Origin of the sequence: Ideonella sp., assembly GCF_041914305.1 — a bacterium.
In the GTDB taxonomy this organism is placed as follows: domain Bacteria; phylum Pseudomonadota; class Gammaproteobacteria; order Burkholderiales; family Burkholderiaceae_C; genus Ideonella.
In genome coordinates, this window is sequence record NZ_JAYSDQ010000001.1 from 495,426 (window position 1) to 515,530 (window position 20,105).

General features: G+C 68.5%; 16 protein-coding genes. 14 read left to right on the top strand and 2 right to left on the bottom strand.

From position 1 onward, the window contains the following. Window positions 1-103 precede the first annotated feature (103 nt). The 14 genes from ACE3SG_RS02060 (at window position 104) to ACE3SG_RS02125 (ending at window position 16,050) form a co-directional block, all read left to right on the top strand. Window positions 104-1,090: a hypothetical protein gene (locus tag ACE3SG_RS02060; protein ID WP_374562273.1), complete on the top strand. Its 987-nt coding sequence runs from the start codon at window positions 104-106 to the stop codon at window positions 1,088-1,090. 692 nt (window positions 1,091-1,782) lie between these two features. Next, a complete protein-coding gene (paaK, locus tag ACE3SG_RS02065; protein ID WP_374562274.1) occupies window positions 1,783-3,090 on the top strand; it encodes a phenylacetate--CoA ligase PaaK in 1,308 nt (435 codons plus the stop codon). Window positions 3,091-3,207: 117 nt separating this feature from the next. Continuing rightward, window positions 3,208-4,209 (top strand): 1,2-phenylacetyl-CoA epoxidase subunit PaaA, encoded by a 1,002-nt coding sequence (paaA, locus tag ACE3SG_RS02070; RefSeq protein ID WP_374562275.1) that lies wholly within the window; start codon window positions 3,208-3,210, stop codon window positions 4,207-4,209. Between the two features lie 22 nt (window positions 4,210-4,231). Continuing rightward, window positions 4,232-4,522, top strand: a complete 291-nt coding sequence (gene paaB, locus ACE3SG_RS02075; protein WP_374562276.1) for a 1,2-phenylacetyl-CoA epoxidase subunit PaaB — start codon at window positions 4,232-4,234, stop codon at window positions 4,520-4,522. 16 nt (window positions 4,523-4,538) lie between these two features. Next, a complete protein-coding gene (gene paaC / locus ACE3SG_RS02080) occupies window positions 4,539-5,324 on the top strand; it encodes a 1,2-phenylacetyl-CoA epoxidase subunit PaaC (RefSeq protein ID WP_374562277.1) in 786 nt (261 codons plus the stop codon). 5 nt (window positions 5,325-5,329) lie between these two features. Next, window positions 5,330-5,902 (top strand): 1,2-phenylacetyl-CoA epoxidase subunit PaaD, encoded by a 573-nt coding sequence (gene paaD, locus ACE3SG_RS02085; protein WP_374562278.1) that lies wholly within the window; start codon window positions 5,330-5,332, stop codon window positions 5,900-5,902. Next, on the top strand, window positions 5,899-6,984 hold the full coding sequence (gene paaE / locus ACE3SG_RS02090) for a 1,2-phenylacetyl-CoA epoxidase subunit PaaE (RefSeq protein WP_374562279.1): 1,086 nt from the start codon (window positions 5,899-5,901) through the stop codon (window positions 6,982-6,984). The genes paaD and paaE overlap by 4 nt, the downstream gene beginning before the upstream one ends. Then, complete coding sequence (locus ACE3SG_RS02095) at window positions 6,974-7,867, top strand: hypothetical protein (RefSeq protein WP_374562280.1); 894 nt, start codon at window positions 6,974-6,976, stop codon at window positions 7,865-7,867. The genes paaE and ACE3SG_RS02095 overlap by 11 nt, the downstream gene beginning before the upstream one ends. Before the next feature lie 12 nt (window positions 7,868-7,879). Beyond that, window positions 7,880-8,548: a TetR/AcrR family transcriptional regulator gene (locus ACE3SG_RS02100; protein WP_374562282.1), complete on the top strand. Its 669-nt coding sequence runs from the start codon at window positions 7,880-7,882 to the stop codon at window positions 8,546-8,548. Beyond that, on the top strand, window positions 8,545-9,687 hold the full coding sequence (locus tag ACE3SG_RS02105; RefSeq protein ID WP_374562283.1) for an ABC transporter substrate-binding protein: 1,143 nt from the start codon (window positions 8,545-8,547) through the stop codon (window positions 9,685-9,687). Before ACE3SG_RS02100 ends, ACE3SG_RS02105 begins: the two co-directional genes overlap by 4 nt. 218 nt (window positions 9,688-9,905) lie before the next feature. Beyond that, window positions 9,906-11,963: a phenylacetic acid degradation bifunctional protein PaaZ gene (gene paaZ, locus ACE3SG_RS02110; RefSeq protein WP_374562284.1), complete on the top strand. Its 2,058-nt coding sequence runs from the start codon at window positions 9,906-9,908 to the stop codon at window positions 11,961-11,963. A 22-nt stretch (window positions 11,964-11,985) separates the two neighbouring features. After that, a complete protein-coding gene (locus ACE3SG_RS02115) occupies window positions 11,986-12,219 on the top strand; it encodes a DUF1653 domain-containing protein (protein ID WP_374562285.1) in 234 nt (77 codons plus the stop codon). An 82-nt stretch (window positions 12,220-12,301) separates the two neighbouring features. Continuing rightward, window positions 12,302-14,095, top strand: a complete 1,794-nt coding sequence (locus ACE3SG_RS02120) for a diguanylate cyclase (protein WP_374562286.1) — start codon at window positions 12,302-12,304, stop codon at window positions 14,093-14,095. Window positions 14,096-14,355: 260 nt separating this feature from the next. Continuing rightward, window positions 14,356-16,050: a diguanylate cyclase gene (locus tag ACE3SG_RS02125; protein WP_374562287.1), complete on the top strand. Its 1,695-nt coding sequence runs from the start codon at window positions 14,356-14,358 to the stop codon at window positions 16,048-16,050. 113 nt (window positions 16,051-16,163) lie between these two features. Here ACE3SG_RS02125 and ACE3SG_RS02130 read toward each other — a convergent pair whose 3' ends face one another. Both ACE3SG_RS02130 and gshA read right to left on the bottom strand, forming a co-directional pair. Then, entirely contained in the window at window positions 16,164-17,945 is a 1,782-nt protein-coding gene (locus ACE3SG_RS02130) for a S8 family peptidase (protein ID WP_374562289.1), read from the bottom strand. A gap of 395 nt (window positions 17,946-18,340) precedes the next feature. Then, on the bottom strand, window positions 18,341-19,903 hold the full coding sequence (gene gshA / locus ACE3SG_RS02135) for a glutamate--cysteine ligase (RefSeq protein WP_374562290.1): 1,563 nt from the start codon (window positions 19,901-19,903) through the stop codon (window positions 18,341-18,343). Between the last annotated feature and the right edge of the window lie 202 nt (window positions 19,904-20,105).

Sequence of the window (20,105 nt, forward strand, 5' to 3'; positions counted from 1 at the left end):
CCGTGCGTCGCCGCCCCTGTTGTCGATGAACTGCCTGGCAGATCGAGAAGACTGCCCATGCAGAAACACATTACGTTGAAATAACGAATTAGGAGAACATACCATGACCAACCGTCGAACCATCTTGACGGCTGCCGCGGCAGCCCTGGCCATGCCACTGGCGGCACATGCGCGATCGAACCGGCTGGCCCCGGGCGGCGTGCAGCCCGAGCACTTTGTGCCTGGTGGCATGCGCGGCATCCAGCGCGGCCACTTCTCCTACACCCCGACCGACCACGTCGAGGAATACGGCGTGATCCGCATCCCGGACGATCGCCTGTTCATGATCCCGATCACGAAGAACATCTTCGACGAGTCCAACGGCGGAAAGTACGCGATGACCGGCGACGGCGTCATCACCGTGCTGAAAGACGACCTCTACCACATGACCGCCAACATGGACTGGCCGGCACAGTCGCGGGGCTCGGGGCAGGACGGGTACGACGTCGACTCGCGCAAGCTGATGATCCTGCGCGCCAGGGCCGGCGTGAAGACGCCGGTCTATACCCAAGGCGAGGTCACCCCCATCCCCGACCCGAGCCGGTTCGACCGGATGGCCGCGCACGACACCGCCGGGTCGAGCGTGCCGAAGTCCGTGCGCGTCAGCGTCACCTGGGAGCCCGGCTCCATCGCCGCCGGCGGCATGACCTACACCGACGTGGCGCTGCCTTCCGGCAGCTTCGATCCGATCGTCGGCGACCTGGTGCGGGTCAGCCACACCAGCCTGACCGATGAGGTCCTGGGCGAAAAGAAGAACGCCGGCGTGCAGATCTCGGCGCGCATCGTGGCGCCGGGCGTCGCGCGGGTGATGGTGGAGAACCGCTACGGCGCCAAGTCCGTCGCCATCCCGAGCGGCACCATGAACGTGCTGGCCGAATCGGCCGTCGCGAGCGCCGGCAACAACCAGGATTCGTGGTGCTACCTCAATTCGGGCCCGGTGGTTCTGCTGGCCGGCGAGAAGGTCTTCGTGGGTGTGCGCAGCAGCAGCCGCGGCGACTTCCTGCAAATCTCCAACGGCAGCTTCCTGCGCATTGCGAATGTGATGGCCTGACCCGGCGGGCATCATCGGTGCGCTTCTTGCCGACGTAGGCGCGGCAAAGGGGCGCGCGGGCTGGCTGCGGCGCTCGGGGCGGGCGGCCCTCGCTTTCAGCGAGGGCTCCCCTGCGATGCTCGGCCGTGTGGCCCGGCCCAGAACTCGCTCCACTCGCTTCGCTCGTTGTGCTCGAACAGCTGGGCCGAATCAGTTCACGTGCGCGCTGACGCGCGTGGCCAAACGGCCTGCGCTTCTCGGCGCCCTTGACTCGCGCCGCAGCCAGCCCACACGCCCCTTTGCAGAGCCGTTGCAGTACGGCGGAGAGAACAGCCACCACCGTGGCCCTCGTGGCGGGCGGTACCCGCTGGGGGCGAATGGGAGCGCCGAAGCGCACAGCGTTCGTGGCAGCGAGCGCCAGCGAGCCTCGTCATCTGACTCGCGGCCGTTGGTCGAGCGCAGCGAACGCAGTGAGCGCAGCGAGTTCGGCCGCGGCCACGAGCGCGAGCACTGCAGGGCACCCTCGGCTGCAAGCCGAGGGCGCGGACTCTGAGCCCCTAGCGGGTACCGCCCGCCGCGACACGCCCACCCCGACCTTACCAACCCCCGGTGGCAACTTCAAGAAACCCTGACTTGCGTCAAACACGGTCGTGTGGTTATCATTTACCGACCGTTCGGTAGATTAATTCGGGCGGCGCTTGGAGACCCATCGCATGCCCGTGAAGACGCCTGCCCCCGGCGACCTGGAGCCGATCGAAACCGCGAGCCGCGACGAGTTGCAGGCCCTGCAGCTGCGCCGGCTGCAACGCACGTTGGACCGCGTCTATGCCAACGTGCCGCACTATCGCAAGGCCTTCGATGCCAAGGGCGTGCACCCGCTGGACCTGCGCAGCCTGGCCGACCTGGCGAAGTTTCCGTTCACCACCAAGCACGACCTGCGCGCCAACTACCCGTTTGGCATGTTCGCGGTGCCGCGCGAGCAGGTGGTGCGGGTGCACGCATCGTCGGGCACCACCGGCAAGCCGACCGTGGTGGGCTACACCAAGGCCGACATCGACACCTGGGCCAGCCTGGTGGCGCGCTCGATCAAGGCCGCCGGCGGGCGGCCCGGCGACATCGTCCACGTGGCCTACGGCTACGGCCTGTTCACCGGCGGCCTGGGCGCGCACTACGGTGCCGAGCGGCTGGGCTGCACGGTGATCCCGATGTCCGGCGGCCAGACCGAGAAACAGGTGCAGCTGATCCGCGACTTCAAGCCCGACATCATCATGGTCACCCCGAGCTACATGCAGGTGATCGTCGAAGAGTTTCGCCGCCACGGCCTGAACCCGCGCGACATGTCGGTCAAGCTCGGCATCTTCGGCGCCGAGCCATGGACCGAAGCGATGCGCCGCGACCTCGAGGCCGCCGCCGGCATCGACGCGGTCGACATCTACGGCTTGTCCGAGGTGATGGGCCCGGGCGTGGCCAGCGAGTGCGTCGAAAGCAAAGACGGCCCGGTGATCTGGGAAGACCACTTCTACCCCGAGATCATCGACCCCGAAACCGGCGCCGTGCTGCCCGACGGTTCAGAGGGCGAGCTGGTCTTCACCTCGCTGACGAAAGAAGCCTTCCCGGTCATCCGCTACCGCACGCGTGACCTGACGCGGCTGCTGCCTCCCACGTCGCGCAGCATGCGGCGCATCGGCAAGATCGTCGGCCGCAGCGACGACATGCTGATCATCCGCGGCGTCAACGTGTTCCCGACCCAGATCGAAGAGCTGGTGCTGCAGACGATGGGCCTGTCAGGCCAGTACCAGATCGTGGTCACCCGCGAGGGTGCGCTGGACGAAGTGCAGGTGCTGGCCGAGGTGCTGCCCACCCATGCCGGTGCCGACCGCGGGCTGATGGGCCAGCAACTGCAGCAGCGCATCAAGAACCTGATCGGCATCAGCGCCCGTGTCGACGTGGGGCTGCCTGAATCGATCGAACGCACGCTGGTCGGCAAGGCCCGGCGTGTCATCGACAAGCGCCCCCGCTAGAACATGCTGGCCCCGCTTGCTTCGCTCACCGCCCGCTACCAGGGCTGGCCTCGCCTGCACGCGCGGGAGCGGGCTCGCCGGGCAGCAACTTGCTCAACGATTGCCTGAGGAAACGCTATGTACACCCAAGCCATGGACACCGGCCCGAAGGAAGAGCGCAAGGCCGTGCGCACGGCCGAAGAGGCGGTGCTCGAAGAGCGCTTCGAGGCGCGCATCGACGAAGGCGCCTTCATCGAGGCGAAAGACTGGATGCCCGAGCACTACCGCAAGACGCTGGTGCGCCAGATCAGCCAGCATGCGCACTCCGAGATCGTCGGCGCGCTGCCCGAAGGCAACTGGGTCACCCGTGCGCCCACGCTCAAGCGCAAGGCCATTTTGCTGGCCAAGATCCAGGACGAAGCGGGCCACGGCCTGTACCTGTATTCGGCCGCCGAGACGCTGGGCACCAGCCGCGACCAGATGTTGAACGCGCTGCACACCGGCAAAGCCAAGTACAGCTCAATCTTCAACTACCCCACGCTGACCTGGGCTGACGTGGGCGTGATCGGCTGGCTGGTCGACGGCGCGGCGATCATGAACCAGATCCCCCTGTGCCGCTGCTCGTATGCGCCGTATGCGCGGGCGATGATCCGCGTCTGCAAGGAAGAAAGCTTCCACCAGCGCCAGGGTTTCGATGCGCTGCTGGTGATGATGACCGACGGCACGCCCGAGCAGAAGGCAATGGTGCAAGACGCCACCAACCGCTGGTGGTGGCCGAGCCTGATGATGTTCGGCCCGCCGGATGCCGAAAGCCCGAACACCGCGCAGTCGATGCGCTGGGGCATCAAGCGCCTGAGCAACGACGACCTGCGCCAGAAGTTCATCGACGCCACCGTTGAGCAGGCCAAGGTGCTGGGCGTGTCGCTGCCCGACCCGCTGCTGAAGTGGAACGCCGAGCGCGAGCACTACGACTTCGGCCCGATCGATTGGGCAGAGTTCTGGCGCGTGGTGGGCGGCGACGGCCCCTGCAACCGCGAGCGCCTGGCCGCCCGCGTGAAGGCTTGGGACGACGGCGCCTGGGTGCGCGAGGCCGCCCTGGCGCATGCCCGCAAGAAGATCACCGCGGCCCAGGCTGCTTGAAGAACCACAGGAGCAACACGCAATGACGACACAAAATGAATGGCCGCTGTGGGAAGTCTTCGTCCGCCCGAAGGCCGGCCTGGACCACAAGCACTGCGGCAGCCTGCACGCCAGTGACGCCAAGATGGCGGTGCAGCTGGCGCGTGATGTCTACACCCGCCGCATGGAAGGCACCAGCGTCTGGGTCGTGCGCTCGGACCAGATCGTGGCCTCCGACCCGGCCGACAAGGACATGTACTTCGACCCGGCCGAGGACAAGGTGTACCGCCACCCGACGTTCTACGAGCTGCCCGAGTCCGTGAACCACATGTGAGCCGGGGCCGCACGACATGACTCCCTCGATCACCCCGCCGAACGACCTGCGCGCGCGCTACTTGCTGCGCGTGGCCGACACCTGCCTGATCCACGCCCAGCGCCAGTCCGAGTGGTGCGGCCACGGCCCGATCCTCGAAGAAGACATCGCGCTGACCAACATGTCGCTCGACCTGCTGGGCCAGGCGCGCGGGCTGCTCACGCATGTGGGGCAGGGCGCGGTCGTGCCGGTGGACGAAGACCAGCTCGCGTTCCTGCGTGAAGATCGCGACTACCTGAACATGACGCTGGCCGAGCTGCCGGGCCGCAAGGGTGGGCGCGACTTTGGCGATGCAGTGTTGCGCAACCTCTTGCTCGGCACCTGGCTGCACCTGTTCTGGCAGCGGCTGCAAGCCAGCAGCGACGCCGAAGTGGCGGCGATCGCCGGCAAGGCCGTGAAGGAAGCGCGCTACCACGTCGAACACGCGTCGGACTGGGTCGCGCGCCTGGGCGACGGCACCGAAGAATCGACCCGCCGCATGCGCCAGGCGCTGGACAACCTGTGGCCGTATGTCGCCGAGCTGTTCGACGACGACGACGCCGATGCGAACGCCGCCGCCACCGGCCTGGGCCCGGCGCGCAGCGAGTTGCGTGCCGCTTGGCATGCGGCGGTGAGCGCGGTCTTGGCCGATGCCCGGCTGGCGCTGCCGAAAGACACCGCCTTCCGCTCGACCGGCAGCCGCGGCGTGCACAGCGAGCACCTGGGCTACATGCTGGCCGAGATGCAGCACCTGCAGCGCGCCTACCCCGGCGGCAAGTGGTGACAGCCATGGTCGACACCCGCGGCCTGTTCCCCCCGCTGCCGACGCCGGACGCACGCTGGGCGCTGCCCGCCGTGCCGGCGCGCCGCGTGGGCGAAGGCCGCGTCGAGCGCGCCTGGGGGGTGCTGGGCAGCGTGCCCGACCCCGAGGTGCCGGCGCTGTCGGTGGTCGACCTGGGCCTGGTGCGCGAGGTGGTCGACACCGGTGCGGGCCTGGCGGTGACGGTGACCCCCACCTACTCGGGCTGCCCCGCCACCGAGCAGATCAACGAAGCGATCGTGCGCGCGCTGGAAGAAGACGGGCTCGGCCCGGTCAGCGTGACGATGCAACGTGCCCCCGCCTGGACGACCGACTGGATCAGCGAAGCCGGCCGCGAACGCCTGCGTGCCTATGGCATTGCGCCGCCCGGGCATTGCAGCGCCGAGGGCTCGCCGATTCGCATCATGGCCCGCGGCATCGAATGCCCCCACTGCGGCAGCGTGCAGACCGAGCGCCTGTCTGCCTTCGGCTCCACGGCCTGCAAAGCGATGTACCGCTGCCTCGCCTGCCGTGAACCCTTCGAACACTTCAAACCCATATGACCACGCTTCACTTTCATCCGCTGCGTGTGCGCGAAGTCCGCCCCGACACCGACGAGGCGATGATCGTTTCATTCGAGGTGCCCGACGAGCACGCCGAGCTGTTCAAGTTCACGCAGGGCCAGTACCTGACCGTTCGCCACGATGTCGACGGGCAGGACGTGCGCCGCTCGTACTCGATCTGCGCCGGGCTGGACGACGGTGAGCTGCGTGTCGGCGTGCGCAAGGTCGCCGGCGGCATCTTCTCGAACTGGCTGCACCAGCACCTGAAGGCGGGCGACACGCTGCAGGTGATGCCGCCGCAGGGTCGCTTCTTCGTGCCACTGGCACCCGAGGCGCCGCGCCACTACCTGGGCCTGGCCGGCGGCAGCGGCATCACGCCGATCCTGTCGATCATGAAGACGGTGCTGGCGCGCGAGCCGGGCAGCCGCTTCACGCTGGTCTACGGCAACCGCCGCGCCGCGTCGACGATGTTCAAGGAAGAGCTCGAAGACCTGAAGAACCGCTACATGACGCGGCTGACGCTGCACCACGTGTTCAGCGACGAGCAGGTCGACTCGCCCCTGAACATGGGCATGATGAACCGCGACAAGATCAGCGAGTTCCTGCGCACGGTGATCGACGTGAGCCACATCGACCACGCCTTCGTCTGCGGCCCGTACGCGATGAACGACGAAGGCGAAGCGGCATTGCTCGAAGCGGGCATGCCGCAAGAGCGCATCCACATCGAGCGCTTCGGCATCGCGCTGCAATCGGCCGGCGACCTGGCCAAGCTGCACGCGCCGAAAGAAGGCGACGCCGACAACGCCAAGATCACGGTGGTGCGCGATGGGCTCACGCGCGACATCGTCTTCCGCAAGACCGACCCCAGCATCCTCGACGCGGCGTCGGCGGCAGGCATGGACGTGCCGTTCTCCTGCAAGTCCGGCGTCTGCGGCACCTGCCGTGCCAAGCTGATCGACGGCGAGGTGCGCATGGACCGCAACTTCGCGCTCGAAAAATCCGAAGTCGCCGACGGTTTCATCCTCACCTGCCAGGCGCACCCGCTGACGCCGTGCGTGACGGTGTCGTTCGATGAGCGCTGAGGGCGTTGCCTCATCACCGAGGGGTGGCGCGGTGCTGGCGGCCGCGCTGTGCCTCGTCGCTCAACCCGCCTGCCAGGCCGCGGCCAGCGAACCACCGGCGCGGGCCTGCGGCCTGGACTATCTGCTCGATGCATCGCAAGCGGCAAGCCGTCAACTGCAATGCCTGCAGGACCTGAAGGCCGACCGGCGCCTTGGCGCCATCAGCAAGAAGGACATCGACAGGGTCTTCGGCGCGCTGTATCCGCGCCTGCATCTGAACGGCGATTCGGCCGATGCCGACATCACGATCTTGCTGGCCGACGAGTTGAAGCGCCGTCGCCCTGCCGACGCTTCGCGTGACGACTCGGTGTTCGGTGCCTTGATGGCCACCGGCCGGGTCGAAGAGGCCGAGCGCCTGCCTTACGCGAAGAAACTGTTGATCCCGCGCGAACCGCTGGCGAGGGCGCCAGCGGCGACTGCCGTCAGGTACTGGACGGTGCAGGAGCAGCCGCTCAGGCTGGTCGAGCAGTCGACCGATTTGAACGTGGGTCGCCACGTGGTGGTCTATTCCTCGCCGGGCTGCGGCTTCTGCCAGGCCGCCGCGAAAGACATCACGGCCGACCCGCTGCTGAGCTCGGTGTTCAAGGCGCAGTCGCTTTGGGTCCACTTGCCCGATGTGAACTACGGCCCCGAGTTCTTCCGCGAGTGGCCGCTGAAGACGTTCACCTTTCCGACGCAGGTCGTGTTCGACCGCAAGGGCTGGCCCCAACGCCACATCCCGGCGACGCCGGTGTTCTTCTTCATCGAGGACGGCCGGGTCGTTGGCGAGACGCTCGGGTGGTACAAGGACTCGATTCCCAAGCTGGCTCGGCAGATGGCCGAGCTGGGCTTTCTTTCGCACTGACGACAACCACCGATGGCCCGTCCCCGCTCCGCCGGCTACGACGATCAGCGTGACCAGATCCTCGCGAAGGCCTCGGCCTTGTTCGCGCAGCAGGGCTACACCGCCACGTCGATGAACCAGGTCGCGGCGGCGTGTGATCTGTCGAAGGCGGCGCTGTACCACTACGTGCGCGACAAGCACGCGCTGCTCGCGCTGGTGGCCGAGGCGCATGTGAAGCGGCTCGAAGCGGTGGTCGAAGAGGTGCTGGCGCAGCCGCTGGCGCCCGAGGCCCGGCTGCGCGAGCTGATCGTGCGTTTCGTGCGCGAGTATTCGAACGCGCAGAACGAGCACCGTGTGCTGACCGAGGACGTGAAGTTCCTCGCCGATGCCGAGCGCGAGAGCGTGCTGGGCATCGAGCGCCGCGTGGTCAACGCCTTTGCCGAGGCGGTGGCCGCGGTGCGGCCGGCGTTGAAGCCCGCAGAATTGCACAAGCCGCTGACCATGCTGCTGTTCGGCATGATCAACTGGATGTTCACCTGGCTGAAGCCGGCTGAAGACGGTCAGCGATTGACCCACGAGCAGATGGCCCCGATGGTGGCCGAGCTGTTCTTTGGTGGCCTGGGCGCTGTCAGCGTGCCGGTGCCGCCCGAACCCGTGTCGCCCTCCCGCAAGAAGACCCCTCGAAAGGAGACTGCCCTGTGAAAGCCCTCAAGACCCTCGTCGCCGCGGCCTGCGTGCTGGCCGCCGGCGCCGCGTTCGCCGACATCAACGTCGGCGTCACCGTGTCGTCCACCGGCCCGGCCGCGTCGCTCGGCATTCCCGAGAAGAACACCATCGCGCTGATGCCGACGACGATCGCCGGGCAGAAGGTGAACTACATCGTGCTCGACGACGCGTCGGACACGACCAAGGCCGTGGCCAACACGCGCCGCCTGATCACCGAGGACAAGGTCGACATCATCCTCGGCTCGACCACCACGCCGAACTCGCTGGCGATGATCGACGCTGTCTCTGAAGCGCAGGTGCCGATGATCTCGATGGCCGCCTCGGCCCGCATCGTCGAGCCGCAGGACGCGAAGAAGCGCTGGGTCTTCAAGACGCCGCAGAACGACATCATGATGTCGCTGGCCATCGTCTCGCACATGGCCGACGCGAAGATCAAGACGGTCGGCTTCATCGGCTTTGCCGACGCCTACGGCGAGGGCTGGTACGGCGAGTTCAGCAAGGCCGCCGGTATCAAGGGCATCCAGATCGTCGCCAGCGAGCGTTATGCGCGCACCGACTCGTCGGTCACCGCGCAGGTGCTGAAGCTGGTCGCGGCCAAGCCCGACGCGGTGCTGATCGCCGGCTCTGGCACGCCGGCCGCTTTGCCGGCCTCGGCCCTGGCCGAGCGGGGCTACACCGGCAAGGTCTACCAGACCCACGGTGTGGCCAACAACGACTTCCTGCGCGTTGGCGGCAAGAGCGTCGAGGGCGAGTTCTTGCCCAGCGGCCCGGTGCTGGTGGCAGACCAGTTGCCCGCCGGCCACCCGGTGAAGAAGTCGGCCCAGGACTACGTGGCCAAGTACGAGGCGATGTACGGCAAGGGCTCGGTGTCGACCTTCGGCGCGCATGCGTGGGACGCCGGCCTGCTGATGACCGCCGCCGTGCCGGTGGCGCTGAAGAAGGGCCAGCCGGGCACGCCCGCGTTCCGCACCGCGCTGCGTGACGCGCTGGAGCAGGTGAAGGAATTGCCGGGTGCGCATGGCATCTTCAACATGTCCGCCGCCGACCACCTGGGCCTGGACCAGCGCGCACGCGTGATGGTCAAGATCGACAAGGGCGCTTGGAAGCTTGATTGACCCCCACGCCCCCTCCGGGGGGCGTCTTGCAGACCGCGCCGAGCCAGAGGCTCGGCCCTTCGCTAGGCACAAACAGTCCTCAGGACTGTTTGTGTCCGAGCAAAGCCCCCCGAGGGGGCTCGCGCAGCGGACCGGCAAAGCCGGATCCGCGCCGACGACTTGGAGGAGGCGGCGTTGCGCGCCTTACTCTGCATGACATTCGACAAGGATCTCTCTTCATGAGCGTGCTTCAACTTCAGAGCTTCATCGGTGGCCGCTGGATCGGCCAAGAGGCGGCGCAAACGCTGCGCAGCGCGATCAACGGCCAGCCGGTGGCCCGTACGCATGCCGACGTGATCCACTTCGGTGAGGCGCTCGACTTTGCGCGGGGCACGGGCCTGCCGGGGCTGATGGCACTGAACTTTCAGCAGCGTGCGGCGCGCTTGAAGGCGCTGGCCAAGTACCTGAACGAGCGCAAAGAGCAGCTCTATGCGATCTCGGCCCACACCGGCGCGACGCGGGCCGACAGCTGGATCGACATCGAAGGCGGCACGGGCACCTTGTTCGCCTACGCCAGCATGGGCTCGGCCGAATTGCCGAGCAGCAATGTCGTGCACGAAGGCCCCGTGGTGCCGCTGGGCAAGAAGGGTGGCTTTGCCGGCACGCACATCCTGGTGCCGCGCGGCGGTGTCGCGGTGCACATCAACGCATTCAACTTTCCGATCTGGGGCCTGCTCGAAAAGTTCGCGCCCAGCTTCCTGGCCGGCATGCCCTGCATCGGCAAGCCCGCCACCGCGACGAGCTACCTGACCGAGGCGATGATGCGGCTGGTCGATGAGTCCGGCATCCTGCCGCCGGGCAGCCTGCAACTGGTGATCGGTGGCACCGGCGACCTGCTGGACCGTTTGAACGGTGCCGACGTGGTCACCTTCACCGGCTCGGCCGACACGGCTGCCAAGCTGCGCGTGCACCCCAACCTGATCCGCCACTCGGTGCCGTTCAATGCCGAGGCCGATTCGCTGAACTGCGCGATCCTCGGGCCCGATGTGCAGCCCGGCGACGAAGAGTTCGAACTCTTCGTCAAAGAGGTGGCGCGCGAGATGACGGTCAAGGCCGGCCAGAAGTGCACCGCGATCCGCCGTGCGATCGTGCCGCGCCAGCATGTGGACGCGGTGGCCGCGGCGCTGAAGGCGCGGCTGGCGAAGACGGTGGTGGGCGACCCGTCGATCGAAGGCGTGAAGATGGGCGCGCTGGCCTCGCATGCGCAGCAGGCCGACGTGGCCGAGCGGGTGGCGATGCTGCGCCAGGACGCCGAGCTCATCTGCGGCGCCGATGCCTTCACACCGCAAGGCGCGGGCACGGCCGAAGGTGCGTTCTTCGCGCCGACGCTGCTGCTGGCATCGCACCCGATGGCCACCGACGCGGTGCACGACATCGAGGCTTTCGGCCCGGTCAGCACGCTGATGCCCTACGACGATTTCGACGAGGCGCTGGCGCTGGCCGCGCGCGGCAAGGGCAGCTTGGTTGGCTCGCTGGTCACCAAGACGCCGGCGATCGCGGCGAAGGCGATCCCGGTGGCCGCTGCGCACCACGGCCGCATGCTGATCCTCGACCGCGAAGCCGCACCCGAATCCACCGGCCACGGCAGCCCGCTGCCGATGCTCAAGCACGGCGGGCCGGGCCGCGCCGGCGGTGGCGAAGAGCTGGGCGGCATCCGCGCCGTCAAGCACCTGCTGCAGCGCACGGCGGTGCAGGGCTCGCCGACGATGCTGGCCGCAGTGACCGGCGAGTACGTGCGCGGCGCGGCCCGCATCGAGACCGAGGTGCACCCGTTCCGCCGCCACTTCGAGGATCTGCAGATCGGCGAAAGCCTGCTGACGCACCGCCGCACAGTCAGCGAAGCCGACATCGTCAACTTCGGTGGTGTCTCGGGCGACTACTTCTACATGCACTTCGACGAGATTGCCGCGAAGGACACGCAGTTTGGCCAGCGCATCGCGCACGGCTACTTCGTGCTGTCGGCCGCGGCCGGTCTGTTCGTCAGCCCCGCGCCGGGCCCGGTGCTGGCCAACTACGGGCTCGACACGCTGCGCTTCGTCAAGCCGGTGGCGATTGGCGACACGATCCAGGCGCGGCTGACCGCCAAGCGCAAGATCGACCGCATGAAGGTCGACGACAAGGGCCGCGGCCAGGGCGTGGTCGCGTGGGATGTGGAGGTGACCAACCAGCACGGCGAGCTGGTGGCCAGCTACGACATCCTGACGCTGGTGGCCAAGCACACCACGCCGGCGGCATGAGACATGCCGCGCAGGGCGCCCCATGAGTAACGACCTGCCACCGCTGCCCGACACACCCCCGGGCCGCTACCGCCACTACAAGGGCGGCGAGTACGAGGTGATCGGCGTGGCGCGCCACAGCGAAACGCTGGAGGCGGTGGTCGTCTACCGCCCGCTGTACAACGCCAGCGGCCTGTGGGTGCGGCCGCATGCGATGTTCTTCGGCCAGGTCGAGATCGAAGGCCGGCAGGTGTTGCGCTTCGCACGTATCGACTGAAACCGTTACCGCTTGGGGCGCAGAACCGGCGCCTGGGCTGGTTAGTATGCGGCGGTCATTGCTGGACCGCCGGACTGAACCGATGCCCGTTTCTCGTCAACGTGCCCGCGCCGTTACCGTGGAGGCCGGCTTGACGCCGGCACGGTCGCCCGGTGAGCTGGGCTTTGCGCAAATCGTCGGGGCCGCGAACCTGCGGCCGCCCGTCAAGCCGCCTCGCAAGAAGGCCGCGGCGCCGGCACCCGTGGCGGCGGCCGAAGAGACGCTGGCCGAGGCGCTGGAGCGCGCGCTGCAGATGGTGCGCGGTGGCCAGGTCGAGGCCGGGCTGGCGCTGAGCCACAAGCTGTGGCCGCAGGCCAGCGAGGCCGACGACGTGCTGCAGATGGGCATCTGCCAGCATGTGATGGCGATCGGCTACCACTACAACGGCAAGCTGAAAGAGGCGCTGACCACCGGCTACCTGGGCATCGAGTTGTTCACCCGCGCGGGCGACACGGTGCGGCTGTTGCGGATGATGTCGCTGCATGCGATCACGCTCGCCCAACTGGGCCAGGCCGCCGAAGCCATGGGGCTGCTCGGCCGGGCCGTGCAGATGCTGCCGCTGGTGGCCGATGAGCCCTGGCAGCAGTGCGTGTTCTGGAACAACGCCGGCACCGTGTACGACTCGCTGGACCAGACCGACGAGGCGCTGGCCGCCTGGGCGCGGTGCATCGAGCTGAGCCCGCACTTCGACGAACCCAGCATCAAGGCGATCGCGAAGGGCAACCTGCTGACCGTTCGCCTGGGGGCCTTGTGCAAGCAGAAGGCCGATCGCGAGACCATCCTCGCGGCCTATGCCGAGCAGCGCCGCTATCTCGACGAGCTGGTGCAGGACGGTCGCCTGCACCTGGTGACGAACTACGTGGCCGAGTCGGCCGACGTGATGATCCAGCTCGGCGAGACCGACGAAGCCCGCACGCTGCTGCGCCTGGGTTTGAAGGCCGCGCAGACTGCCGGCGTGGGCCCCAAGCGCGCCCGCCTCGAGCTGCTGCAGGCCCGTGTCGAACGCCTGGGTGGCCTGCACCGGCTGGCGGCGGCGCATGTGGCCGAGGCGCAGGCGCTGGCCACCGAGAGCCAGGACCTGGAGATGCTGGCCCGCGTGCACCTCGAGAACAGCCTGCTGCAAGAGGCGCAGCAGCACTGGCGCGCCGCGCTGGACAGCTACAAGCGCTACGCCGAGACTCGCGAGGCGCTGCTGGCCGCGCAGGCCGAGGCGCGCTCGCAGGCCCTGGCCGCGCGGGTCGACGTGGAGCGCAACCGGGTCGAGGCCGAGCTGGCGCGCCTGCGCAGCGCCGAGCTGCAACGCGAGGTCGAGCACCTGGCCGAAGAGGCCGGCGAGCTGAAGCGCCAGGCCCTGGAAGACCCGTTGACCGGCTTGGCCAACCGGCGCCAGTTCGAGCGGCGCATCGCGCAGCTGCGAGCCGAGGGCGTGCCCGGCCGCCCGCTGGTGCTGATGATGGGCGACATCGATCATTTCAAGCGCATCAACGACCAGCATTCGCACACACAAGGCGACGAGGTCTTGCGCACCATCGGCCGCCTGATGCGCGATCATCTGCGTCCGCACGATGTTGTGGCGCGCTGGGGGGGTGAAGAGTTCGTCGTGGGGTTCGGTGCCGGCCTGACGCTGGCCCGGGCCCTGGGGGTGGCCGAGCGTTTGCGCGGCACCATCGAGCGGCACGCATGGGCCTCGATGGCCGATGGGTTGAAGGTCACGATGAGCCTGGGCTTGGCCGAATGCAGGGACGGCGAGACCTTGGCCGACACCCTGCAGCGCGCCGATGCCGCGCTGTACGAATGCAAGAAGGGCGGCCGCAACCAGGTGCGAGCGGCCCGGTAGCGTTGTTTTGCCGTGCGCCCGACCGCCTGGCGCGCGCACATCCGCACGCCGCGTGCGCTGCGTGCCCTGGGCGCGTTAATTGCCCTTACAAGCCTTGGCCGTTGCTCGCTACGATGCAAACAACGCCTGGAGAATTGCAGCCGATGCCGCGACCTCGATCCCGAACATCCAACGCTTCGCAGGGCCCCGATACGGTCACCGGCGCGGCCGCCGCGCCGTCATCGCCGGGTGAATTGGGCTTTGCACAAATCGTCGGCGCCATGCGGACGCGCTCGCTGGCGCCGAAATCCGCGCGCAAGAAGGCCGCTTCCGAGCCGGTCGTCCCTCTCGAACAGGAGACGCCCGCCGCTACGCTGGAGCGCGCCGCGACGATGGTGCGCAGCGGGCAGCTCGAAGGCGGCATCGCGCTGTGTCAGCAGATGTGGCCGATCGTTTCGGCAGCGGAAGACACGTTGCAGATGGGCGTCTGCCAGCACCTGATGTCGATTGCGTACCAGTACGCGGGCAAGCTGAAGGAATCGGTGACCGCAGGCCATCTGGGCATCGAGTTGTACACGCGCGCGGGCGACCCGATCCGCCTGCTGCGGATGCTCGCCGCGCACGCCATCACGGTGGCTCAGCTGGGGCAGGCGGCCGAGGCGTTGGAGCTGCTCAACCGCGCGATCCAGCTGCTGCCGCTGGTCGGCGACGAACCCTGGCACCAGTGCGTGTTCTGGACCAACGCCGGTGCCGTGCACGAGGCGCTCGGTCAGATGGACCAAGCGCTGGCCGCCTGGGGACGCTGCATCGAGCTCAACACGCGCCACAGCGACGAGAACCTGAAGGCGGCGTCGAAGGCCAACCTGTACTCGTACCGACTGGTGGCGGTGCGAAAGCGCCACGCCGATCGAACGACGATCCAGGCCGCCTACGATGAACTGCGCCTGCTGCTCGACGAGCTGGTGGCCGGCGAGCGCCATCATCTCGTGCTCACCGGCGCCGTCGAGGCGGCCGATACGATGATCGGCCTGGGCGAGCTGGACGAGGCCCGCGCGGTGCTGAAACTGGGCGTCAGGTCGGCCAAGATCGCCGGCTTGGGCCCCAGCCGCGCCAGCCTCGAGCTGCACCTGGCGCGGGTCGAGCGGCTGAGCAACCAGCACCGGCTCGCGGCCGCGCACGTGGCCGAGGCGCTGGCGCTGGTCAACGAGAGCCAGGACCAGGAGCTGATGGCCCGCGTGCACCTGGAGAACAGCCACCTGCAAGAGGCCCAGCAGCATTGGCGCTCGGCGCTCGACTTCTTCAAGCGCTACGCCGAGACGCGTGAAGCCCTGCTGGCCGCGCAGGCCGACACCCGTGCCCAGGCCCTGGCCGCCCGGGTCGACGTGGAGCGCAACCGGGTCGAGGCTGAGCTGGCCCGCATGCGCAGCGCCGAGCTGGAGCGCCAGGTCAACCACATGGCCGAAGAGGCCGGCGAGCTGAAGCGCCAGGCCCTGGAAGACCCGCTGACCGGCCTGGCCAACCGGCGCCAGTTCGAGCAGCGCGTGCTGCAACTGCAGGCCGAGCGCGGGCCCGAGCAGCCGCTGGTGCTGATGATCGGCGACATCGACCACTTCAAGCAGATCAATGACCGCTTCTCGCACGCCAGCGGCGACGAGGTGCTGCGCGCGATTGGCCGGTTGCTGCGCGACCACCTGCGCCCGCACGACGCGATCGCACGCTGGGGCGGCGAAGAGTTCGTCGTCGGCTTCGGCGGCGGCTTGCCGCTGGACCAGGCCCTCAAGGTCGCCGACCGGCTGCGGGCCACGATCGAGCGCCACCCGTGGGCCCGCATCGCGCCCGACATGGTGGTGACGATGAGCCTGGGCCTGGCCGCGATGACCGAGGGTGAATCCGTGGCCGACGCGCTGCTGCGGGCCGACACCGCGTTGTACGAATGTAAAAAAGGCGGCCGCAACCAGGTGCGCGCGGCCCTCTGAACTGGCCCGGCATCTGGCGCTTGCCGCCAAGCCCCCTCCAACGTGCGAGGGGGCGAGTCAACTCAGGGGTCAACCGTTGTTGACTCCAGAGCACCCAGCATGTCTTGCATTCACTACCAGCGAAGGTCGAGCGAGTACTTGCCGCTGGTGGCTCCGGTGCCACCGCTGTAGTACTTCACGTAGACGTAGACCTTCTGGCTCGAGTAGTAGGTGTTGGTGAATTTCGCGGTGTCGACCAGCCCGACATCGCGCTCGCTCTTGGCCAGCAGGTTGCCGCTGGCGTCGTACAGGTAAAGGTCGTAGTCGCTGCTGCTGTTGGGCGTCAGCGTCGCGGTCAGCTGCTTGTAGTAGCCGAGGTTGACGACGAACCAGTCCTGGTCGCTCGACGCGCCGATGTTGCCTTGCAGCGTGGCCGGTGCGGCCACGGCCTGCGCGGCCGACATCGAGTTGTTGGGCTCCAGCTCGTTGGTGCCCGGGGGCGGGGTGCTGTCGGTCAGTGCAGCCTGGGCGTTCAGGATGCCCGTGCCGCACTGGCTGCAGCTGCCCGGGAACGGGCGGGCCGACGACTTCAGCTTCGCCGCCACCTCGTCGGGCGTCATGCCGGGCTTCTTCGACAGCATCAGCGCGGCCACCGCGGCCACGTGCGGCGAGGCCATCGACGTGCCCTGGTAGTAGGCGTAGCTGTCGGCGCCCGGCGTGTTGGTGCCGCTGTTCAGCGTCGAGAGGATGCCGTTGTCGGCGCTGCTGCTGGTCTCGCCGCCCGGCGCGGCCAGCGCGATCTTGGCGCCGTAGTTCGAGTACGACGCGCGGGCGCCGTAGCGGTTGGTGGCCGCCACCGCGATCACGCCCGAGCAGTTGGCGGGGTTGAAGCCCGACACGTCGGCGCTGCTGTTGCCCGCCGCGACCACCACCACCGTGCCGCGCGAGCGGGCACCGTTGATCGCGCTTTGCGTGGTGCTGTCGCAAGCGCCGCTGCCGCCCAGCGACATGTTGATCACCTTGGCCGGCGTCGCGTTGGCGGGCGCACCGCTGACGGTGCCGCCCGAGGCCCAGACGATCGCGTCGGCGATGTCCGAGGTGTAGCCGCCGCAACGGCCCAGCACACGCACCGGCTGCACCTTGGCGTTGTAGGCGATGCCGGCGACGCCGGTGGAGTTGTTGGTGACCGCGGCGATCGTGCCGGCCACGTGCGTGCCGTGCCAGCTGGAGTTGCGGGCCTGGCTGCCGGTGCCGCATTCGCCGGCGGCGCTGGCGTCACCGGGGTCCGACGGGTCCGAATCGCGGCCGTTGCCGTCTTTCGAGGTGAAGGTGTCGGCGATGAAGTCGTAGCCGGCGATGATGTTGGCCTTCAGGTCGGCGTGGGGGCGGTAGCCGGTGTCGATGACCGCGACCACCACGCCGCTGCCGGTGGAGATGTCCCAGGCCGCCGGCGCGCGGATGCCGCCGGTGTCTTCATACAGGTCCCACTGCTTGCTGTAGCTGGCGTCGTTCGGCGTGGCCAGCGCGTGCATCTTGCGGTCGGGCTCGGCGTACTCGATCGTCGGGTCGTCGGCCATCATGCGGGCCGCCAGGGCCTGCATGCGCGCCAGCGGCAGCTTGCGGTCGAGCGTCAGCACATGCGAGCCGAGGGCGGTGTGGCGCATCAGCTTCAGCTGGGCGCCTTCGAGCGCGGTGGCGGCTTGCTGCAGGCCGGCCAGCCGTTGTGCGGCGTTGCTGGCGGCGGCAGTCAGGCCCGCGTGGTCGCGGTACTTGACGATCAGGCGCTCGGTGGCGGTGGCATCTTGCGCGGCCAGGTCGGCCTCGGCGAACGCCGGGCTGCCAGAGATGGCCGCGCCGGTGAAGGCGATGCTCAGGGCGGCCAGCACGGCGCGTCCCAACGGAGTCAAACGGTACATCGAAGTCGTCTCCAGTGGCTCATCGCGGCGTCGCCCGGCCGCGTCGAATAATTTGGGCGAGTCAGGCCAACGCCCGGCATGGTGGCCGGGCGTCGTGGCGCCCCGCGAAGGCGAAGCGCTCGTGGCACCTTGCTCTCGTGGCCGCAGTTGTACGGGCCACGGTCGGCTTGCAGCTACTCGGTGCTAACCCGCTTCGGGTTGATGCGGGTTCGACGCGGAGCGCGGCCGAAGCGCACGCTGGAGGCTGGGGTAGTTCGGCTTGTGGCCCGAGGGTGCATCAGCCCGTGGCGGCTGGCGTGCTCGGGCCGGACTGGGCCGGAGACGGCGCACCGATGGCGCCGTGGCGCCAAGGCGGCGCTGAACAAGTCCCCGCGAGGGACTTGTTCAGCGTTGCCCTAACCCAGCCGTGCTGGTGACAGGTAGTCGGCCAGGAAGTCTTCGAAGGTCTGCGTCTCGGCTTCTTCGATCTGCCGCTGCTCGACCAGCGATCGGGCCGCCGTGGCGGCCCAGCGCGCCGGTGCGTCGGGGTCTGGCAGGGGGCGCGACAGGATCTGCTCGCGGGCCTGGCCCGAGCGCGCGTCGATGAACGGCGCGAACTCGCCGCCGTATTCGCGCTGCATCACCTCGATCACGCGGGCCGACGGCAGCGTGGCCGGGATCGTCAGCGCGCGCTGCGCCGCGGCCAGCGCGTCGGCGTGCGCGCTGCCGCCGTGCAGCTCGTCGAGCCGGCGGGCAATGGGGCCGCAGCGGTCGACGATCTCGGCCGCCCAGTCGACCAGCGCGATCTCGCGGCCGTCGCGTTCGAGCTTCAGGCCGGGCTCGCGGCCACGCGCCGCGGTGAGGTGCTGGTTGCGCGCCATCGCGGCGATCTCGTCGGGCGTGTCGGGCGGGCTGTCCGACAGCAGGCAGTGCAGCAGGAAGACGTCGATGAAGTGCGCGGTGGTGGCGCCGATGCCGATGGTCTCGAACGGGTCCAGGTCCATGCAGCGGACCTCGATGTACTCGACACCGCGCTCGCGCAGCGCATGCAGCGGGCGCTCGCCGGTGTGTATGGTGCGCTTGGGCCGGATCGTGCCGTAGAACTCGTTCTCGATCTGCAGCAGGTGGGTCGACAGCTGCTTCCAGTTGCCGTCGGCGTCGCGCAGGCCGATCTTTTCGTACGGGGGGTAGGGCGCGGTCAGCGCGGCCTGCAGCGAGCCGCCATAACCGGCCAGGCCGTTGTAGCTGACGGCCAGGCGGCTTTGCGCATCGCTCTGGTAGCCCAGGCGGCCCATGCGCAGCGAGGTGGCGTAAGGCAGGTGCAGCGTGCCGGGGCCGAGGGGATCCAGGCCGTGCGGCAGGCCGTCGACAAAGGTCTTGCAGACGGCGGGCGAGGCGCCGAACAACCACAGCAGCACGAACGACTGGCGGCGGAAGTTGCGGATCAGGCCGAAGTAGTCGTCGCTCGTCGCGCCCGGGATCGACCAGTTGTAGTGGATGCCGGAAATCGTTTGCATGCGCCGGCCGTAGCGGTGGCTCAGGCCGGTGCGATACACCGTCTTGGCGCGGCCGACATTCGAATGGCCGTACTGGCCGATCGGGATCTGGTCTTCGGCCGGCAGGCAGCAGGGCATGCTCGACACCCACAGCCGCTCTTGCCCTCCCTCGGCTTCGAGCGCGTGGAAGACCGCCTGGTGGATCTCGCCCAGCTCGCCCAGGCAGCCGGCCACGCTCAGGTGGGCGCCGGTGATCAGCTCGACCTGCGACTCGCTGAAGTCGGTGGTCACCGTGGGGTGCGTCAGCGCCGAGCCCAACTCCAGCGGGTGCGGCGTCTGCGCCAGTGCGCCGCCCGGCAATGCGCGCAGGCTTTCTTTCTCGATGCCGCGCCGGATGCCGCGCAGGCGCTCGGCAGACAAGGCCTGCAGTCTGGTGTTCAAAAGGCTCACGGCGTCGTTGGTGTTGTCGTCAGGGTGCGCCATTGGAAGACAGTTGAATGACCGTTGTTCGGCGTGGGGGATTGGGCGGCTGTGCTAAGGCAACGCTGAACAAGTCCCGCGCGGGCCGCGCGTCCCTGCTTTGGGCGGTCTGCGGCGTTGCAAATCCTCGCCATAGCACAAGCTATGGCTGTGGTTTGCGCCTTGCAGCCCATCCCAAACCAGGGCGCGCCGCCTCGCGGGGACT